Raw genomic sequence first — 18,034 nt, 5'->3', positions numbered from 1 at the left:
GAGACGATGCGCCGGGTCGCTCGGGGTTTCCGCAACTTCGACAACTACCGGCTACGCGCCCTGCTCGCCGCCGGTGGCCACCGGCCGTGGCGGAAGACGCCTACCCACGCTCATCTGTGAAGGGCCGGCAATCGACCCACCGCGGACGATACGGCGGCGGTACCCCGGTCATGAGAGGAGCCCCGCTGCGCACCAGGCGCGGCGGGGCTCCGAAGGGAATGTTCAGGGCTGCAGGATCACCAGAAGACGGCGACGGCGGCGTTGATCAAGGCCATGCCGCCCACAGCGTGAGCGAGGCCGGTCGAGACGGGCTCGCCGAGCTTGGTCTTGCGCATTCCGATGAATGCGGCCACGGCAACCACCAGCAGAATGACCAGCTTGATGCCGATCTTCATGTGGTTGACCTCGAAGCCCTCCTGCATTTCGCGCATGGCCACCATGGCCAAGCCGGTCAGGAGCATGACGATCGCGGACCAGAACTGGCCCACGGTCACGGTGGGGCGCTTCATCGTGAAGATCCAGGTACCGATGATCACGGCGAGGCCGACAAAGTGCAAGAACAACATGAGGCTGAAGAGGAAGTCCATACTTCGACCCTATCCGAGTCCCCCTCAACAAAACCGCCGGGATGCGCTCTGAGTGATCCAGAACACATCCCGGCGGTGATAAATCAACCGAATGGTTGACCGCTACGAGTCAGTCAGTTGCGATCAGAGACCGACCTCGGACTCGAAGTGACCCTCTTCCAGTCGCTTCTTCATCGTGGAGAGGAAGCGACCGGCGTCCGCGCCGTCGACCAAGCGGTGATCGTAGGTCAGCGACAGGTAGCACATATGACGGATGGCAATGGTGTCATTACCGTCCGCATCAGTGATGACCATGGGGCGCTTCACGATGGTGCCCGTACCCAGGATCGCAACTTGCGGCTGGTTGATGATCGGGGTGTCGAACAGCGCACCGAAGGAACCGATGTTCGTGATGGTGAACGTGCCACCGGTCAGCTGATCGGGGGAGATGGAGCCGTCCTTGGCGGCGGCACCCAACTCTGCGATCTGCTTGGACAAACCACCCAGGTTCAGATCACCGGCGTTCTTGATGACCGGAACGAGCAGTCCACGCGGGGTGTCAACGGCGATTGCGATGTCCTCGGAGCCGTTGTACACGATCTCCTTGTCGGACTCCTTGAACGTGGCATTGAGGACAGGGTGAGCCTGTAGCGCCTCAGCGACAGCCTTGGCGAAGAACGGCAGGAAGGTCAGCTTGGCACCTTCGCGCTTCTGGAACTGATCCTTGGCCTTGGTACGCAGCTGAGCCACGCGGGTCATGTCCACCTCGGTGACCTGAGTGAGCTGAGCGGACACGTCCAGGGACTCGCGCATGCGCTTGGCGATGGTCATGCGGATGCGAGGAGCCTTCTCGGTGGTGCCGCGCTTGGCGTCCGCTGCCGGAGCAGCCGACTTCTCCTCGGTACCGCCGGCCACTGCCGGGGCCATGTCGACGGACTGATCCTTGGACTCGGAAGCCTTGGAGGACTCTTCGGCCGCAGCCAACACGTCCTGCTTGCGGATGCGACCACCCACACCGGTGCCGGACAGGGTCGCGAGATCCACGCCCTTCTCGCGAGCGAGCTTGCGCACCAGGGGAGTCACGTAACCGGCGGCCTCGGAGGGCCCGGAGGTGGACTTGGGCTTCTCGGAAGAGGAGTCGTCCTGCTTGGGAGCGGGCTTGGACTCTTCCTTCTTCGGCTCGGCCTTCTTGGTCTCGTCCTTCTTGGCGGGAGCCTTGTCCTCGGCGGCCTCTTCGGTGTTCTCACCGGAGTCTGCCTCGGTTGCGGCGTCCTCGACCTGCTCATCGGAGGGGCCCTCGGAGCTGGAGTCGTCCGAGCTGTCGGAGCCGGAGTCGTCGGAGGATGCGTCGGATTCGTCGCCGACGATGGCCAGGACCTGGCCGACCTCCGCGTCTTCGTCTTCCTGGACCTTGATCTCCAGCAGGGTGCCGGCCACGGGGGAGGGAACCTCGGTGTCGACCTTGTCGGTGGAGACTTCCAGCAGGGGCTCGTCGACTTCGATCTGATCGCCGACTTCCTTGAGCCAGCGGGTCACGGTGCCTTCGGTGACGGATTCGCCCAGTGCGGGGAGGGTGACCTCTACGGAATTGCCCGAGGACTTCTTGGTATCGGCCTTGGGTGCTTCCTTGGGCTCTTCCTTCTCCTCGGCGGCCTCTTCGGTGTTCTCACCGGAGTCCGCCTCGGTTGCGGCGTCCTCGACCTGCTCATCGGAGGGGCCCTCGGAGCTGGAGTCGTCCGAGCTGTCGGAGCCGGAGTCGTCGGAGGATGCGTCGGATTCGTCGCCGACGATGGCCAGGACCTGGCCGACCTCTGCGTCTTCGTCTTCCTGGACCTTGATCTCCAGCAGGGTGCCGGCCACGGGGGAGGGAACCTCGGTGTCGACCTTGTCGGTGGAGACCTCCAACAGGGGCTCGTCGACCTCGATCTGCTCGCCGACTTCCTTGAGCCAGCGGGTCACGGTGCCTTCGGTGACGGATTCGCCCAGTGCGGGGAGGGTGACCTCTACGGAATTGCCCGGGGACTTCTTGGTATCGGCCTTGGGTGCTTCCTTGAGCTCTTCCTTCTCCTCGGACTCGCTGGCGTCCCGGGTGTCCTCGGCGGGCTCTTCGGCCTGCTCGGACTCACCGGAATCATCTGAGGACTCCTCGGAGCCGGAATCGTCCGAATCGCCCGAACCGGAACCGTCGCCGATGACGACCAGCGGCGCGCCGACCTCGACGTCCTCGTCCTCTTCGACCAGGATCTTCTCGATGACGCCAGCCACCGGGGAGGGGACCTCGGTGTCGACCTTGTCGGTGGAAACTTCGACTAAGGGTTCGTCAACGGCTACCTCGTCGCCAACTTCCTTGAGCCAACGAGTAACGGTGCCCTCGGTGACTGATTCGCCCAGTGCGGGCAGGTTAACGGTTTCAGACATTGTCTCGTCCGTCCCTCTCTAAACGTAGAAATGCTCTCAAGTTGTCAGGGCGGGTGACCGCCCCGGTGGTGGGCTAACCGTCGATGCCCGCCGGGTGGCGGGCATCGACTCGGTATCAACCGTGCAGGGGTGCTCCGGCCAATGCCATGGCTGCTTCACCGATGGCCTCGTTTTGGGTGGGGTGGGCGTGGATGAACGCGGCAACGTCCTCCGGGTATGCCTCCCAGTTCACCATGAGCTGACCTTCACCGATCTGCTCACTGATGCGTGTACCGATTGCGTGGAATCCGACAATGGGACCGTCCTTCTCGCGCACGAGCTTGATGATGCCGCCCGTGCCCAGGATGGAGCTCTTACCGTTACCGGCGAGGTTGTACTCGAAGGTCTCCACGTTGTCCTTACCGAACTTCTCCTCGGCCTTGGGCTGGGAGTATCCGACGGATGCGATCTCGGGTTCGGTGAAAGTGACCTTGGGGATGTTGATGTCCTCGACGGGCACCGGGTTGAGTCCGGCGATCTCCTCGGCGACGAAACGACCCTGCTGGTAACCGCGGTGGGCCAACTGCACGCCGGGAACGATGTCTCCAATGGCGTAGACGTTGCCGACACCGGTGTGCAGACGCTCGTTGGGGGTCACGAAACCGCGGTCCATGGGGATGCCCTGCTCTTCGAAGCCCATGTTCTCGGTGTTGGGGCCGCGACCGACCGCCACGAGAACGATGTCCGCTTCGAACTCCTTGCCGTCCGCGAGGGTGACCTTGGCGCCGTCGTCGTTCTGCTCGACCTTCTCGAAGAACGTGCCGAGGTTGTACTTGATGCCGCGCTTCTTGAACTCACGCTCGGCGATCTTGATGATGGCGGGGTCCTCGTTGGCCACCAGGTGGGGCAGGCCTTCGATCACCGTGACGTCGACACCGAAGGAGCGCCACATGGAAGCGAACTCGCAACCGATCACACCGCCGCCGAGCACGATCGCGGACTTGGGTACGAAGTCGATCTCGAGGGCTTCGGTCGAGGTCATCACGCGACCACCGATCTCGATGCCCAGGGTCTTGGCGTAGGAACCGGTGGCCAGAATGATGTGCTCACCGGTGTAGGTGGTGCCGTTGGCCTCGATGGTGTTGGGGCCGGTCAACTTGCCGTCCCCGGCGATGACGTCCACCTTGCGCATCTTCATGAGGCCGGTGAGTCCCTTGAACTTGCCTTGCACGACCTTGTTCTTGTAATCGCGCACGGCACCCATGTCGATGGATTCCAGCGTGGCCTTGATGCCGTACTTCTCCGACTCACGAGCACCCTCTGCCAACTCGGCGGAATGCAGGTACGCCTTGGTGGGGATGCAACCCCAGTGCAGACACGTGCCGCCCAGCTTCTCCTTTTCGAACAGTGCCACGGAGTAACCCAGCTGAACTGCGCGCAGTGCTGCTGCGTATCCGGCGGATCCACCGCCCAGGACGAGAATGTTGTATTGGTTGTCGGCCACGTTGGCTCCCTCGGGGTTCGAGTGTTTTGACGTTGCTATGCGGTCTGGCCGTACCGATCTGCGGTGCGCTCAGACCCTTGGATGTTTTGTCCCCACCTTATCGCCACGCCCAGGGACTCACCAGGTATTGCTACCTCGTGGGTCCCCGGCGCGTGGCGCGCTTGGTGGGGCGGGTACGACTACTACGACGCGTAGTTCTCGGCCACGTTCAACAGGGTGCGAACACCGAATCCGGTGCCCTCCTTGGGGGTGTAGCCCCAGGGGGAGCCTTCATTGAACGAGGGTCCGGCAATGTCCACGTGGGCCCAGGGGACGCGGTTCCCCTTGACCTCCGGAACGAACTCGCGCAGGAACAATCCGGCCACCAACATGCCACCGTGCTTGTCGCCCATGTTCTTGATGTCGGCCACGTTGGAGTTCAGGGATGCGCGCAAGTGTTCGGGCAGGGGCATGGTCCATGTCGCTTCGCCAACAGCGGAAGCGGCCTCGGCCACCATGTCGCGGGCGGGCTCGTCACCCATCACGGCGGCGGTACGAGTTCCGAGGGCCACCATCTGGGCGCCGGTGAGGGTTGCGATGTCCACGAGCAGGTCCGGATCCTCCTGGCCCGCGGCCCACAGACCGTCGGCCAGGACCAAACGGCCCTCGGCATCCGTGTTGAGCACTTCCACGGTGTGTCCGGAGTGCATCGAGAGAACGTCCCCGGGACGGGTGGCCGTGGCGGACGGCAGGTTCTCCGCGAGGCAGAGCCAACCGGTCACTGCCACGGGTAGTTTCAATTCGGCCGCCGCGATCACCGTGGCCAGCACTGCAGCGGCGCCGGCCATGTCGGACTTCATGGTCATCATGGAGGCCGGGGGCTTGAGCGAGAGTCCGCCGGAGTCGAACGTGATGCCCTTGCCCACGAACGAGACGTGGCGCTTGGCCTTGGCGGGAGCCCACTCGAGCTTCACGAGGCGCGGCCCGTTAACGGATCCTTGACCGACGCCGAGCAGACCACCGAAGTTGCCGCGGGCCAGTTCCTTCTCGGCCAGGACGGTGACCTTGACCTTGCTGCCCTTGGCGGCAGCGGTTGCGTAGTCAGCCACGAACTCCGGATTAGCGGTGTCGGGGGACAGATCGACCAGGGTGCGGGCGGTGCGAACCGCCTTGACCACGTGGGCGGCACGCTCCACGGCCACCTGCGAGCGCTTGGCGAGGTCCTTCGCAACACACACAGTCGCGGAAGCGACCGGGGTGGACTGCTTGTCCAGGGTCTGCACCTTCTGGGCCGTGTAGCTGAAAGCACCCATGCCCAGGCCCTCGGCCACGGCCTGGACCTCGGCCACGGAGGTGGTCGGCAGAGCAACGACCACGCTGGTGGCCTTGCCCGCCAACTGGCGCACGGCGGCACCGGCCGCCTGGCGCAGGGCCTCTGCGTGAGCGGCGGCGTCGTCGAGGTTGGCCTTGCCCAGACCCGTGAACGCGACCAGACGCGCGGAAACGTTGGAGGGCGCGGGAACCACGGTGACGGAATCTGCGGCACCGGAGGCACCCGCGAGTTCGGCCAGCTCTGACAGGGTGCGGCTCAACTTGGAATTGGCTGCGGGACCCAGATTCACGGTCTTGCCGGGGGCCTCGACACCCACGACGAGCGCGTCGGCGGACAGAGCAGCCGGGGACTTGGCACTGACGGCCAGGCTCAGATCACTGATATCAACAATGTCCTGCACGGTGGTCACGATGGTGTCCTTTCGTTCGGAAACACTGACACTTACCCACGCCAGGGGGATCGCAACGTGGGAACCGTCTCCGATCCTATCCGGACGTGCCGACACTTCCGCAGTACGCTGCGGGAATACCGGCGGGTCACACCGGCGTTGAATTCAGTAATGTCATCATGAGGCGAACCGTCCCTGGTTTCGTCCCCCAAGTTATTTGCAGGAGGTCGTTGTGCTGGATCCTACGGCGCTGTACCTGAGTGACCCCGCGTTGCTCGGAGATGAGCGACTGCGCGGATTGCCCATGATCGTGGCGCTGTCCGGATATGTGGAGGCGGGGCACCTGGCCGGCCAGATCGAGGCCGTGGTCATGGACTCCATGCCCAGTGAAACCCTGGCCCAGTTCGATCTGGACCAGCTCTACGATTACCGTTCCCGTCGGCCGCACGTGAAGTTCGTGGAGGACCACTTCGAAGAGTGGGACGCACCCGAGCTCACCCTGCGCGTGGTCACGGATGGCCTGGGTCGTCATTTCTTGCTGCTCACCGGTCCCGAACCCGATACTCAGTGGGAGCGCTTCACCCGGGCCGTGGTCGGCCTGGCCCAGCGCCTGGACGTGAGCCTGGTGGCCCTGGTGAGCGGTATACCCATGCCCGTTCCCCACACCCGCCCCATGTTGGTCACCGCGCACGGACCGCGGGCCGACCTGTTGCCGAGCACGGGAGGTAACAAGCCGACCTTCGAGATCAGCGCCTCCGTCTCGCACTTACTGGAATTGAAGTTGCAGGGCGCCGGTATCGATCACGTGGGCCTGTCGGTACACGTGCCGCAGTATCTCGCGGAGTCGTACTTGCCGCAGGCCGCAGTGGCTGCTCTGGAGCACCTGAGCGCCGTCACGGGCCGCACGCTTCCCACGGACGAGTTGCGTGAAGCCTCTCGCGGCGTGATTCAGCAGATCAACGAGCAGGCCAATGGGTCCCCGGAGATCCAGTCCGTCATCGAGAATATGGAACGGCGATACGATGACGTGGTCGATGCGTCAGCGCATCGTTCCATCCTGGCCGGTCCTGACCACGACGATCTGCCCGACGCCGACGAACTCGGTGCGGCCGCCGAGGCTTTCCTCGCTTCTCAGGACGAGCAGGACAACTGATCTCGCGGCAACTGCACTAGCCGGGCCGCGATCTCCACTGCGACCCAAGGACCCTGAGCATGCCACGCACTCCCATGTCTTCACCCCGTGATCAGGGGAAGGATTCGCGAAGGGCGTGGCTCGTCTTTGCGGTGGGGGTTTTCGCCTACTTCTCGGCGGTAGCCCAGCGGACGAGCTTTGGCGTGGCCTCGGTGGAAGCGACGGACCGCTTCCAGACAGTGGCAGCGGGCCTGTCCATGTTCTCCATGATGCAGGTGCTGGTTTACGCCGCCCTGCAGGTCCCGGTGGGTGTGCTGGTGGACCGTTTCGGGCCCCGTGTGCTGATCAGCGCCGGGGCCGCGTGCATGGTGGTCGGCCAATTGCAGCTCGCGGCGGCCGAATCCGTTGCGGCCGGTGTGATTGGCCGAATTCTCGTGGGCGCCGGTGACGCCGCCACGTTCGTATGCGTCATGCGCCTGTTGCCCGCATGGTTTTCTGCCATGCGCGTGCCCATGCTTTCCCAAGTGGTCGGCATGACCGGCAATCTGGGGCAACTCTTCTCCGTGATCCCCTTCGCGGCCGTGCTGCACGCGACCGGCTGGGTTCCCGCGTTCATTTCGTTGGCGGCCTTGGCATTGTTGTCCGGCGTGCTGTCCGCGGCCCTACTGCGCAGCGCACCACCGGGGGTGAACGTGCTCAACGAGTCCATTTCTTTCGCAACCGTGGGCGCGACCATCAAGGAATCCCTGCGGGAACCCGGGACGCAATTGGGTTTCTGGGTTCACTTCGCCGTGCAATTCGTTGGCAATACGTTTGCCCTGATGTGGGCGTACCCGTATTTACAGAACGCTCAGGGGATGGATGCCACTCAGGCCTCCGTGGTCATGACCACGTTCGTGGTGGTCAACGTGGTGGTGAGTTTGGGCGTGGGCAAGCTCAGTGCGGTGTTCGCCAAGCGCCGCTCTGTGCTCGCTCTGTGCTTCTGCGCGGTGATCTACTGCGGGTGGGCGCTCATGCTGCTGTGGCCCGGTGAGGCGCCCACGGCCGTGGTGTTCATTGCGGTCGGCATGCTGGCGTTGTCCTATCCCGCGTCCATGCTCGCTTTTGACATCGTGCGCAGCTTCAATCCGCCCCGCCGCGGAGGCACCGCAACGGGCTTGGCCAATGTGGGCGGGTTCATCGCGTCCTTGGCGGCCATTTATCTCACCGGTCTGGTGCTGGACCTCCAATTCGCGGCGGGGGTTTCACCGACCCTCTACGATGCCGAGGCGTTCCGTCCCGCCATTGCCGCCCAGGGTCTCGTGGCCGCGGTGGGCATCATTGCGGTGCTCATCTGCACTAAGAAAGTGCGCAAGGTGCACGGGCCCCGCTCCGTGTGATCGCGTCCGAGAACCTGTTGGTCCCCTAAGTCGCGGCACTCACACTCCACAGTGCGGTCTCTCGGGTTTCCTTCTTGCCCGGCATGCACAGTTCGACGCCGCCGCGAGACGTGGTGAGCTCGCCTCGCGGATCGTGGGGGCATGACACTCCTCAATGATCCCCAAGAACCCGTCAAGATCCGCTGCGACGAAGACCTCCTGGCGCTGATTCCGCACCAACTGGGATATGAACCGCGCAATTGCGCCGTCCTGTTCATCCCGGTCTCCAGCGGGGGAGCACTGTGTTTGAAGCTGCCCACCCCCAGCGGGACGGAGGATCTTGCGGAATACGCCCAACAACTGACTGAGGTGACAGCGACCACCGGTCACGTGCATCAGGCGACGGTGGTGGTGTACTCGGATACGGCGGTGCTTTCCCAACCCGAGGAGGACTTCTTCCGCGCGGCGTGGCTGGGGCTGGCCGTTGAGGACTCCGGAATGCGCGCCACCGGTGGTTTCGTCGTGGGCCCGGAGCACTGGTGGAACCTCCAGCGTGTCGATGAACCGCAGCCGGTGAGTGGGATCTCCGACAGCCAGCTGAACGCGCACATGGTGGCGCTCGGAAGCTGTTTCAACGAGTTGACCCCGGAACAACCTGGCCAGGTGCCGGATGCGCTAAGGCACCGGTCGTCCGGATTCCTCGACGCCCTGGACCACTTAACAGAGGGACCGGGCGTTTGGCACACCGAGGACGAAGTGCCCGAGGACCACGGTTTCGCGTACGAGGGCACCCATCACGAGTGGGTGGACGAGCAGTGGCACTGTCACTTCCAGGCGCCGGCCTGCTACGAACGAGACCTGCGGCGCTGGCATGATGCCATCGCCGTGATGAACTCCGGAGGAGCCGACTGGCCCTCCGCGTTGTTGAGTCTCACGGATCAGCATCTCGCTCGGTTGGTCATGGCGTTGACCCACAACATCACCCGGGATGCGATCTTCTACTCGTGGTTGACCGGTGACCAGGACCGAGCAGCGCGGGCGCACAAGGGGCTGCAAGCGTCCCTGCGAGAAGTCTTGTCCCTCCCAGCACCCGCAATCGAGTATTGCGCCACGCGCGAGGACGTCGCTGAGGGGCTGTGTTGCGCGCACGCGGTGCTAGGCCAGTGGGAGTCCATTCCGGACTGGGCCACGGTAGAAGCGGCCTATCGAATCCTGGAGGGATTGGACTTGTTGCTGAGCCACGGATTGGAATCCGCGGAGGCCTTCCGAGGGCGGGAACGTCGGTGCTCCATGGTCCACGCGGACGTCGTATCCGCGCGCGCTCAATTGGAGGTGTTCAGGGGACGAGCCTTCACTGCCATGGGGCTCCTGGAGCGCAGCAACGAGATCGCGGAGGGTCGCGAGGGAGCCCGAACCGTGCGGCGTCGTCTGGACATCCAGGACATACCGTGGTGGAGCACCGACCCCCGTACGGCGTGGCCCGGAGACCGTTGGTGGGCGAAACGCAATGACCCTCGCCACGCTCACGAAAAATATTTGTGATGAACCGGGAACAAAACTTGGGGCATGTATGTTGGCTCAACTAGGACCCTTCAAGTCTCAGGAGGCAGAAATGCCAGCAATCCGGGCTTGACAGGGTCATAGGCGTGTTGACCACACATGGTGGCAATGCACCTCGCGACCGGTTCAACGAAAGGTTCTCAGTGTCACCTGCTGCAAGCAAGACCGCGAACGAGTCCACGGTCTCTGAGGAGTCACAGGACTCCGCACAGAAGACCACTCAGGCCAGCACCGGCCGGGCGAGTACCAGCGGTGCGGCAAAGAAGACCACGGCGGCCAAGAAAACCGCCGCTAAAAAGACCACGGCGGCGAAGAAGACGACCGCGGCCAAGAAGACCACCACAGCAAAGCCCACCGCTTCCAAGACCCCGGCGACCAAGTCGACCGCGGCCAAGAGCGCGGCCACCAAGGCTGCGGCTTCCAAGGCATCCGCGACCAAGGCCGCTGCCGCCAAAGCAGCCCAGGCCGAAGGCGATGACACCACAGAGGTCGAGGACACGGAGGCAACTCCCGCCAAGACCACTCGCGTCCGCAAGACCGCGGGTGCCGCACGCAAGTCGAAGACCGCCACGGCAACGGGCACAGGTCGTGGCCGCAAGAAGGCTTCCGATTCCGCGGACACCGCGGACGCGGATGACGAGTTGCTGGCCAACCACGATGAGGCCATCGAGGACGAACGCGACTCTGACGGCGAGGAATCGACTCAGGCCAGCCCGGAGGAAGCCGCTCCTCGCATGAAGGGCCGTGAGGACAAGACCGCTCGCGGGTTCGTGCTCACCACCAACGACGAGGACGACGCCCCGGCGCAGCAGGTCATCGCCGCCGGTGCCACTGCGGACCCCGTCAAGGACTACCTCAAGCAGATCGGTAAGGTCGCGCTGCTGAACGCCGAGCAAGAGGTCGATCTTGCGCTGCGCATCGAGGCCGGCCTGTTCGCTGAACACAAATTCGCGGACGAGCAGGACTCGATGGACGCAGAGACCCGCCGGGCCTACCGCTGGGTGATCCACGACGGACGCCGCGCCAAGAACCACCTGCTCGAGGCAAACCTCCGACTGGTGGTGTCCCTGGCCAAGCGCTACACCGGCCGAGGCATGTTGTTCCTGGACCTCATCCAGGAAGGCAACCTGGGTCTGATCCGCGCCGTCGAGAAGTTCGACTACACCAAGGGCTTCAAGTTCTCCACGTACGCCACATGGTGGATCCGTCAGGCCATCACCCGCGCCATGGCCGACCAGGCCCGCACCATTCGTATCCCGGTGCACATGGTCGAGGTCATCAACAAATTGGCACGCGTGCAGCGTCAAATGCTCCAGGACCTGGGCCGCGAACCCACCCCGGAGGAGCTCGCCAACGAACTCGATATGACCCCCGAAAAGGTCGTGGAAGTTCAGAAGTACGGCCGCGAGCCCATTTCACTGCACACCCCGCTGGGCGAGGACGGCGACTCCGAATTCGGTGACCTCATCGAGGACTCCGAGGCCGTGGTTCCCGCGGACGCCGTGTCCTTCACCCTGCTCCAGGAACAGCTGCACTCCGTGCTGGACACCCTCTCCGAACGGGAAGCCGGTGTGGTGGCCATGCGCTTCGGTCTGACCGACGGTCAGCCCAAGACCCTGGACGAGATCGGCAAGGTCTACGGGGTCACTCGTGAGCGCATTCGCCAGATAGAGTCCAAGACCATGTCCAAGCTCCGTCACCCGTCGCGCTCGCAGGTGCTGCGGGACTACTTGGACTGATCCGGATCGCCACGGTGAGTGAGGATTACTCCATGACGTCCCAGGACAGCCGTGTCCAGAGCATGTTCAACCGGGTCACGCGTAGTTACGACAAAATCAACTCGCTGATGACCATGGGTCGTCACGCGCAGTGGTGTCGGGAGGTTGCCCGGCGCGCGGATCTGACCGCGAGTGGGCGACTCCTGGACATCGCGACCGGCACGGGCGAGATCGCCTTGGCCGCGCGGCGTCGTTACCCGGGCGCTGAGATCTTCGGTGTGGACTTCTCCGAGAACATGCTGGCCGAGGCCCGTGAGAAACCCGGTGCGGACAGCATCGAATGGGAATTCGCGGACGCGCATCAATTGCGTTTCGAGGACCAATCCTTCGACGCTGTGACTCACGGGTACCTGCTCCGTAACGTCAGCGACGTGGAGCGGGTTCTCCGGGAGCAACACCGCGTGCTCAAGCCGGGCGGTCGAGTGGTCGTGCTGGAGACATCACCGCCGCGCGGAGTGCTCAAGCTGGTGCTCTCGGTCGGTATGAGCGTGGTCCTGCCGCTGCTCGGACAGATCATCGCCAAGGATCGCGAGGCGTACACCTATTTGAAGAGCTCCACGCTGGGCTTCATGTCACCCGCTGAGGTCGCGGCGGTCATGGAGCGCGTAGGGTTCCGAGACGTCGACTGGGCCACCAAGTACTTCGGCACCAATGTCATCATGTGGGGTCACAAACCCTGATCCCGTCAGCACCCGGGGGATAGCGAGAGACCGGGGCACGCACCGTGTGGTGCGTGCCCCGGTCTTTGCATTGGCCGTGGGTGCCTCAGGAGGCTCCCAGGTGCTCCGTTTCGTCCTGCCAAGTGGCAGCCAGCGGGCGCAGCTTGTCCTCGTTCTTGCGCGCGTGATGCGCGCAGAAGAGGAGCTGACCGCCGGTGCTTTCGAGGACCACGCGGACATATGCCTGGGCGCCACAGGCGTCACAGCGGTCGGTCGCGTTGAGTTCACGCGTCTCGAGTGTCGCGTTCATTGGATCCTCCTTACGGATACAGGGTCTGTAATCCCACCTCGCGGTGCAATTACGGTGCGCAGTTGGTTTCGAGAATGAACACTGCAGCACGTATCAATAGAACCAAAGGTAGACCTGATTCCTTCCCCCGGGACAGTGGTTTCGCCCACCGCGCACAATGTCGGCGCTGCGGACTAAAGTGGGGGAGTCCCACTCGCGCCTCCGGGCCAGACTCTCGGGAGATTTATCACCGTGACACCCACTCGTTCCGAATACAACGCCCGGCACCTTTCCGTCCTGGAGGGCCTCGAAGCGGTGCGCAAGCGCCCGGGCATGTACATCGGTTCCACGGACTCCCGCGGCCTCATGCACTGCATGTGGGAAATCATCGACAACTCCGTGGACGAGGCGCTGGCCGGCTACGGGCAAAACATCACCGTGATCCTGCACAAGGACGGCTGCGTGGAAGTCCACGACGACGGCCGCGGTATTCCCATCGATCAGGAACCTCGCACCGGGCTCACCGGTGTGGAAGTGGTGTTCACCAAACTGCACGCCGGCGGTAAGTTCGGCGGCGGTTCCTACACGGCCTCCGGCGGTCTGCACGGCGTGGGCGCGTCCGTGGTCAACGCTCTGTCCTCGCGCCTGGACGTGCAGGTGGACCGAGGCGGTAAGACCTACCAGATGTCCTTCAAGCGCGGTGAGCCCGGAATCTTCACCGACAAGGGCGCACCCTCGCCGCACGCCCCGTTCGAGGCGTTCACGGACAACTCCGAACTGCAGATCGTGGGCAAGGCCAAGCGCGGGGTCACCGGCACGCGGATCCGCTACTGGGCGGACGAACAGATCTTCACCCCGGACGCCAAGTTCTCCACGGACGAGCTGGTGCGCCGGGCACGGCAGACCGCGTTCCTGATCCCGGGGCTGCAGATCACCGTGCGCGACGAACGCCTGCTGGCGGGCACACCGGGGGAGACCGGATCGCACACCGAGATCTTCCAGTACGACGGCGGCATCTCCGAGTTCGCCGAATTCCTGGCTATTGACGCGCCGGTCACTGACGTCTGGCGCTTGCAGGGCCAGGGCAGCTTCACCGAGCGCGTCCCGGTCCTGGACGACACCGGACGGGCCAATCTGCAGGACGTGGAGCGCGTGTGCGAGGTGGACGTGGCCCTGCGCTGGGGCGTCGGCTACGACACCACCGTGCGCTCGTTCGTGAACATCATTTCCACGCCCAAGGGCGGAACGCACCTGTCCGGGTTCGAGGCCGCACTGTTGAAAACCATCCGCAAGCAGGTGGAGGCCAACGCCCGCAAGCTCAAGGTGGGCAACGACAAGCTCGAGAAGGACGACGTCCTGGCGGGACTCACCGCGGTACTCACGGTCCGTCTGGCAGAACCGCAGTTCGAGGGCCAGACCAAGGAAGTGCTCGGTACCCCGGCGGTGCGTCAGATCGTCACCAAGGTGGTCGAATCGCAGCTGACCAAGCAGTTCACGTCCAAGAAGCGCGACGACAAGGCCCAGGCCAGCCAGGTGCTGGACAAGGTGGTCGCGGAGATGAAGTCCCGGATTTCCGCCCGGGTGCACAAGGAGACCCAGCGGCGGAAGAACGCGCTGGAAACCTCGTCCATGCCCACCAAGCTGGTCGAGTGCCGCTCCTCGGACGTCGGCCGTTCCGAACTGTTCATCGTGGAGGGTGACTCCGCGTTGGGCACCGCGCGTCTGGCACGTAACTCCAATTATCAGGCGCTGCTCCCGATCCGCGGCAAGATTCTCAACGTCCAGAAGGCGTCGATCACCGACATGCTCGCCAACACCGAGTGCGCCGCGTTGATCCAGGTGATCGGGGCTGGTTCGGGTCGCAGCTTCGACGTGGACGCCGCTCGCTACGGCAAGGTCATCATGATGACCGACGCCGACGTGGACGGGGCCCACATCCGCACCCTGCTGCTCACGCTGTTCTACCGTTACATGCGTCCGCTGGTGGAGGCCGGGCGGGTTTACGCCGCTGTGCCGCCACTGCACCGCGTGGAGATCGTGAATCCCGGTTCCAAGGCCAACGAGATGGTGTACACCTACTCGGAGCGTGAACTGGAAACGCTCCTGGGCAGCCTGGAAGAGCAGGACCGCCGCTACAAGGAGCCCATCCAGCGCTACAAGGGTCTGGGCGAGATGGACGCGGATCAGCTGGCAGAGACCACCATGGACATCCGCCACCGCGTGCTGCGTCGCGTGCGGGTGGCGGACGCTGAGGCCGCTGAGCACGCGTTCTCGTTGCTCATGGGCTCCCAGGTCGCGCCGCGCAAGGACTTCATCGTGGCCGGTGCCGCGCAGCTGGATCAGGACCGCATCGACGCCTGACCGGACAGCAGCGGTCCTCGCACGGTCAGGAATGAGCCGACGCATCGCGACCGGCGAGCGATGGACCCGTTGGCTCCACGAACGGCGCCCCGAACCTTTCACACGGAAGGTTCGGGGCGCCGTCGTTCATGAAGCGGTTATTCAGTCGTCCAGGGGCAGCGTGACCTGCGCAGCCGGGGCGCCCCCGGACGAGGAATCCTCCGCGACCTCCAGACCGGGCACTGGGAGTCCGCCTAGAGCCGGCCCCACGGCGTGCACGGCGCGGTCCACGCTCACTCCGGAGCCGTCCCTGCGGCCGTACTCGTTGGGTAGGTTACGTGCCACACCGGCCGCCGAAACGGCCTTACCCGGCCCGTGGCCCACCCACGCCAGATTCAGCTCGGATTCACCCGTGAGCAGGCGCTGAGCCCGCACACCGGCGGTTGCGCGACCCTTGGCCGGGTACTCGGACAGCGGGGTCACCTTGATGGAGGCCTCGCCCATGTCCGGCAGCTGATCCTGGGACTTGGCTTGGGTGACGACCACCGTGGCGTCGTCCTCCTTGACCGCGCCGAAGAAGATGGCGCGCTCACCGGACGCCAGCTTCATACCGGCGACACCTCCGGCATTGCGACCCTGGGGGCGCACCAGGTCCGCCGCGAAGTGCAGCAGCTTGGCGTCCGAGGACACGAACACCAGCTCGGCGGTGTCCGGGCACGCGGCCACGCCGATCACGCGGTCGCCGTCCTTGAGCTTGATGGCCGGCCACTGATCGAGGTTGAGCGGGTAATCCGGGTTCACGCGCTTGACGATGCCCTGCTCGGTACCGACCGCGAAGACCTGAGTGAGGGGCACCAGACCCACCAGATGCTCGTTCTTGTCCAGGCCCAGGAAATCCGAGGCGAGAACACCGTCCGCGAGGCGTGGAACGCCGTCGAAATCCTGCAGCACGGGAATGTCGATACACGACACGCGCAGCATACGACCCGTGGACGTGACCGCCCCGATCTCGCCGCGCGCGGTGGTCGGGAGCACGCTGGCCAGGGCGTCGTGCTTGAAGCGGCGGGAGGCATCCGCCAGCGGAGTGCGGGCGTTGGTGCGCGCCAAACGACCGGTCGTGGAGACGAACGCCCAACACGGATCGTCGCTGATCTCGAGTGTCACCGACGACGCCGCCTGCTTACGTTTGCCGCTCGCGTCCGCCGCCGAGGTCACGGCCGGCAGGTCTTCGGCTTCGAGCAGCACGGTGCGGCGGTCGTCGCCGTGCTTCTCTGCGACCTCTTCGAGCTCGTCCGCCACAACCTGACGCAGCTTCTGATCGGAACCGAGGATCGCCTCGAGCTCGGCGATTTCCTTGAGCAGCTGATCCCGCTCGGCCTCGAGCTCGATGCGCGAGAACTTGGTGAGCTGACGCAGGCGCAGTTCCAGGATGTGCTCGGCCTGGGCGCGGGAGAGGTCGAAGACCTTCATCAACCGGTCGCGGGCTTCCGCGGTCTGCTCTGAGGAGCGAATGATCTGGATGACCTCGTCGATATCGACGATCGCGATCAACAGACCTTCCACCAGGTGCAGACGGTTCTGGCGCTTGTCCAGACGGAAGGCGGTGCGGCGGCGCACCACCGACAGCCGGTGCTCCGTGTAGACCCGCAGCATGTCCAGCAGGCCCAGGGTGCGGGGTTGCCCGTCCACGAGCGCCACGTTGTTCATACCGAAGGAATCCTCCATGGGCGTGTGCTTGTACAGCTGAGCCAGCACCGCCTGGGGGTTGAAACCGTTCTTCAATTCGATGACCAGGCGCAACCCGTTGGTGCGGTCGGTGAGGTCCACGACGTCCGAGATACCGGCCAGCTTCTTCGACTGAACGGCATCTTTGATCTTCTCGGTGACCTTCTCCGGGCCCACCATGTACGGCAATTCCGTGATCACGATGCCCTGTTTACGGGGCGAAACCTGCTCGATGGAGACCTTGGCCCGGGTCTTGAACGAGCCGCGACCGGTGCGATAGGCATCGCGGATACCCTCCAGGCCCACGATCCGACCACCCGAGGGCAAATCCGGGCCGGGAACGAACTTCATGAGGTCTTCGAGCGTGGCCTCGGGGTTGAGGATCAGGTGCCGCGCACCGGCGACCACCTCGCGCAGGTTGTGCGGTGCCATGTTGGTGGCCATACCCACGGCAATACCGGTGGCGCCGTTGACCAGCAGGGCGGGGTAGGCCGCCGGGAGTACACCGGGTTGCTGGAACTGGTTGTCGTAGTTGGGGACGAAATCCACAACGTCCTCGTCGAGGTCACCCGTGAGCGCCTGGGCGGCCGGGGCCATGCGTGCCTCGGTGTACCGCGGTGCCGCCGGCCCGTCGTCGAGGGAACCGAAGTTGCCGTGGCCGTCCACCAGGGGAAGCCGCATGGCGAACGCCTGGGCCATGCGCACCATGGCGTCATAAATGGCCGAGTCACCGTGCGGATGGAGCTTACCCATGACCTCGCCCACCACGCGCGCGCTCTTGACGTGACCGCGATCCGGGCGCAGACCCATCTGGTCCATCATGAACAGGATGCGCCGCTGCACCGGCTTGAGGCCGTCCCGTGCGTCGGGCAGGGCGCGCGAGTAGATCACCGAATAGGAGTACTCCAGGAAACTGGTTTCCATTTCCTGCGTGACATCAATGTCAACAATGTGCTCGGTAAAATCTTCGGGCAGCTCGTCCTGCTCGGAGCGGGTGGTTGAACGACGTCGGGCCATCTAGCGGCA

General features: G+C 64.4%; 12 protein-coding genes. 6 read left to right on the top strand and 6 right to left on the bottom strand.

The window, feature by feature from the left end:
- Positions 1–236: 236 nt before the first annotated feature.
- The 4 genes from CKW39_RS14965 to CKW39_RS14950 form a co-directional block, all read right to left on the bottom strand.
- Positions 237–587, bottom strand: coding sequence for a hypothetical protein (locus tag CKW39_RS14965; protein ID WP_095798916.1), 351 nt, complete (start codon positions 585–587; stop codon positions 237–239).
- A 123-nt stretch (positions 588–710) separates the two neighbouring features.
- The gene (gene sucB, locus CKW39_RS14960; protein WP_095798915.1) at positions 711–2,984 is read right to left on the bottom strand and encodes a 2-oxoglutarate dehydrogenase, E2 component, dihydrolipoamide succinyltransferase; all 2,274 of its coding nucleotides are present in this window, start codon (positions 2,982–2,984) and stop codon (positions 711–713) included.
- 115 nt (positions 2,985–3,099) lie between these two features.
- Positions 3,100–4,467 (bottom strand): dihydrolipoyl dehydrogenase, encoded by a 1,368-nt coding sequence (lpdA, locus tag CKW39_RS14955; protein ID WP_095798914.1) that lies wholly within the window; start codon positions 4,465–4,467, stop codon positions 3,100–3,102.
- A gap of 182 nt (positions 4,468–4,649) precedes the next feature.
- Positions 4,650–6,188 carry a leucyl aminopeptidase gene (locus CKW39_RS14950; RefSeq protein ID WP_095798913.1) on the bottom strand — a complete coding sequence of 513 codons (1,539 nt, stop codon included), beginning with the start codon at positions 6,186–6,188 and terminating at the stop codon, positions 4,650–4,652.
- A gap of 211 nt (positions 6,189–6,399) precedes the next feature.
- Between CKW39_RS14950 and CKW39_RS14945 the strand changes: the two genes are divergently transcribed.
- From CKW39_RS14945 to CKW39_RS14925, 5 genes are all read left to right on the top strand, one after another.
- On the top strand, positions 6,400–7,320 hold the full coding sequence (locus tag CKW39_RS14945; protein ID WP_095798912.1) for a proteasome assembly chaperone family protein: 921 nt from the start codon (positions 6,400–6,402) through the stop codon (positions 7,318–7,320).
- 59 nt (positions 7,321–7,379) lie between these two features.
- Positions 7,380–8,678, top strand: a complete 1,299-nt coding sequence (locus CKW39_RS14940) for a nitrate/nitrite transporter (RefSeq protein WP_095798911.1) — start codon at positions 7,380–7,382, stop codon at positions 8,676–8,678.
- A 141-nt stretch (positions 8,679–8,819) separates the two neighbouring features.
- Positions 8,820–10,199 carry a DUF4192 family protein gene (locus CKW39_RS14935; RefSeq protein WP_095798910.1) on the top strand — a complete coding sequence of 460 codons (1,380 nt, stop codon included), beginning with the start codon at positions 8,820–8,822 and terminating at the stop codon, positions 10,197–10,199.
- A gap of 161 nt (positions 10,200–10,360) precedes the next feature.
- Positions 10,361–11,956 (top strand): RNA polymerase sigma factor, encoded by a 1,596-nt coding sequence (locus CKW39_RS14930; RefSeq protein ID WP_095798909.1) that lies wholly within the window; start codon positions 10,361–10,363, stop codon positions 11,954–11,956.
- 14 nt (positions 11,957–11,970) lie between these two features.
- A complete protein-coding gene (locus tag CKW39_RS14925) occupies positions 11,971–12,675 on the top strand; it encodes a ubiquinone/menaquinone biosynthesis methyltransferase (RefSeq protein ID WP_254049461.1) in 705 nt (234 codons plus the stop codon).
- Between the two features lie 85 nt (positions 12,676–12,760).
- Here the strand turns inward: CKW39_RS14925 and CKW39_RS14920 are convergent, their stop codons facing one another.
- Positions 12,761–12,964 (bottom strand): hypothetical protein, encoded by a 204-nt coding sequence (locus CKW39_RS14920; protein ID WP_016996488.1) that lies wholly within the window; start codon positions 12,962–12,964, stop codon positions 12,761–12,763.
- Between the two features lie 231 nt (positions 12,965–13,195).
- On the opposite strand from CKW39_RS14920, the gene CKW39_RS14915 reads away from it, so the two are divergent.
- Positions 13,196–15,304 (top strand): type IIA DNA topoisomerase subunit B, encoded by a 2,109-nt coding sequence (locus CKW39_RS14915; RefSeq protein WP_095798907.1) that lies wholly within the window; start codon positions 13,196–13,198, stop codon positions 15,302–15,304.
- Positions 15,305–15,445: 141 nt separating this feature from the next.
- On the opposite strand, the gene CKW39_RS14910 is transcribed toward CKW39_RS14915, so the two are convergent.
- Positions 15,446–18,025, bottom strand: coding sequence for a DNA topoisomerase (ATP-hydrolyzing) subunit A (locus CKW39_RS14910; protein WP_095798906.1), 2,580 nt, complete (start codon positions 18,023–18,025; stop codon positions 15,446–15,448).
- Positions 18,026–18,034: the final 9 nt, after the last annotated feature.

This window comes from Kocuria sp. WRN011 (assembly GCF_002295155.1).
Classification (GTDB): domain Bacteria; phylum Actinomycetota; class Actinomycetes; order Actinomycetales; family Micrococcaceae; genus Kocuria; species Kocuria carniphila.
The sequence above is the reverse complement of the archived record's forward strand: the minus strand, read 5'-3'. Positions and strand labels throughout refer to the sequence as shown.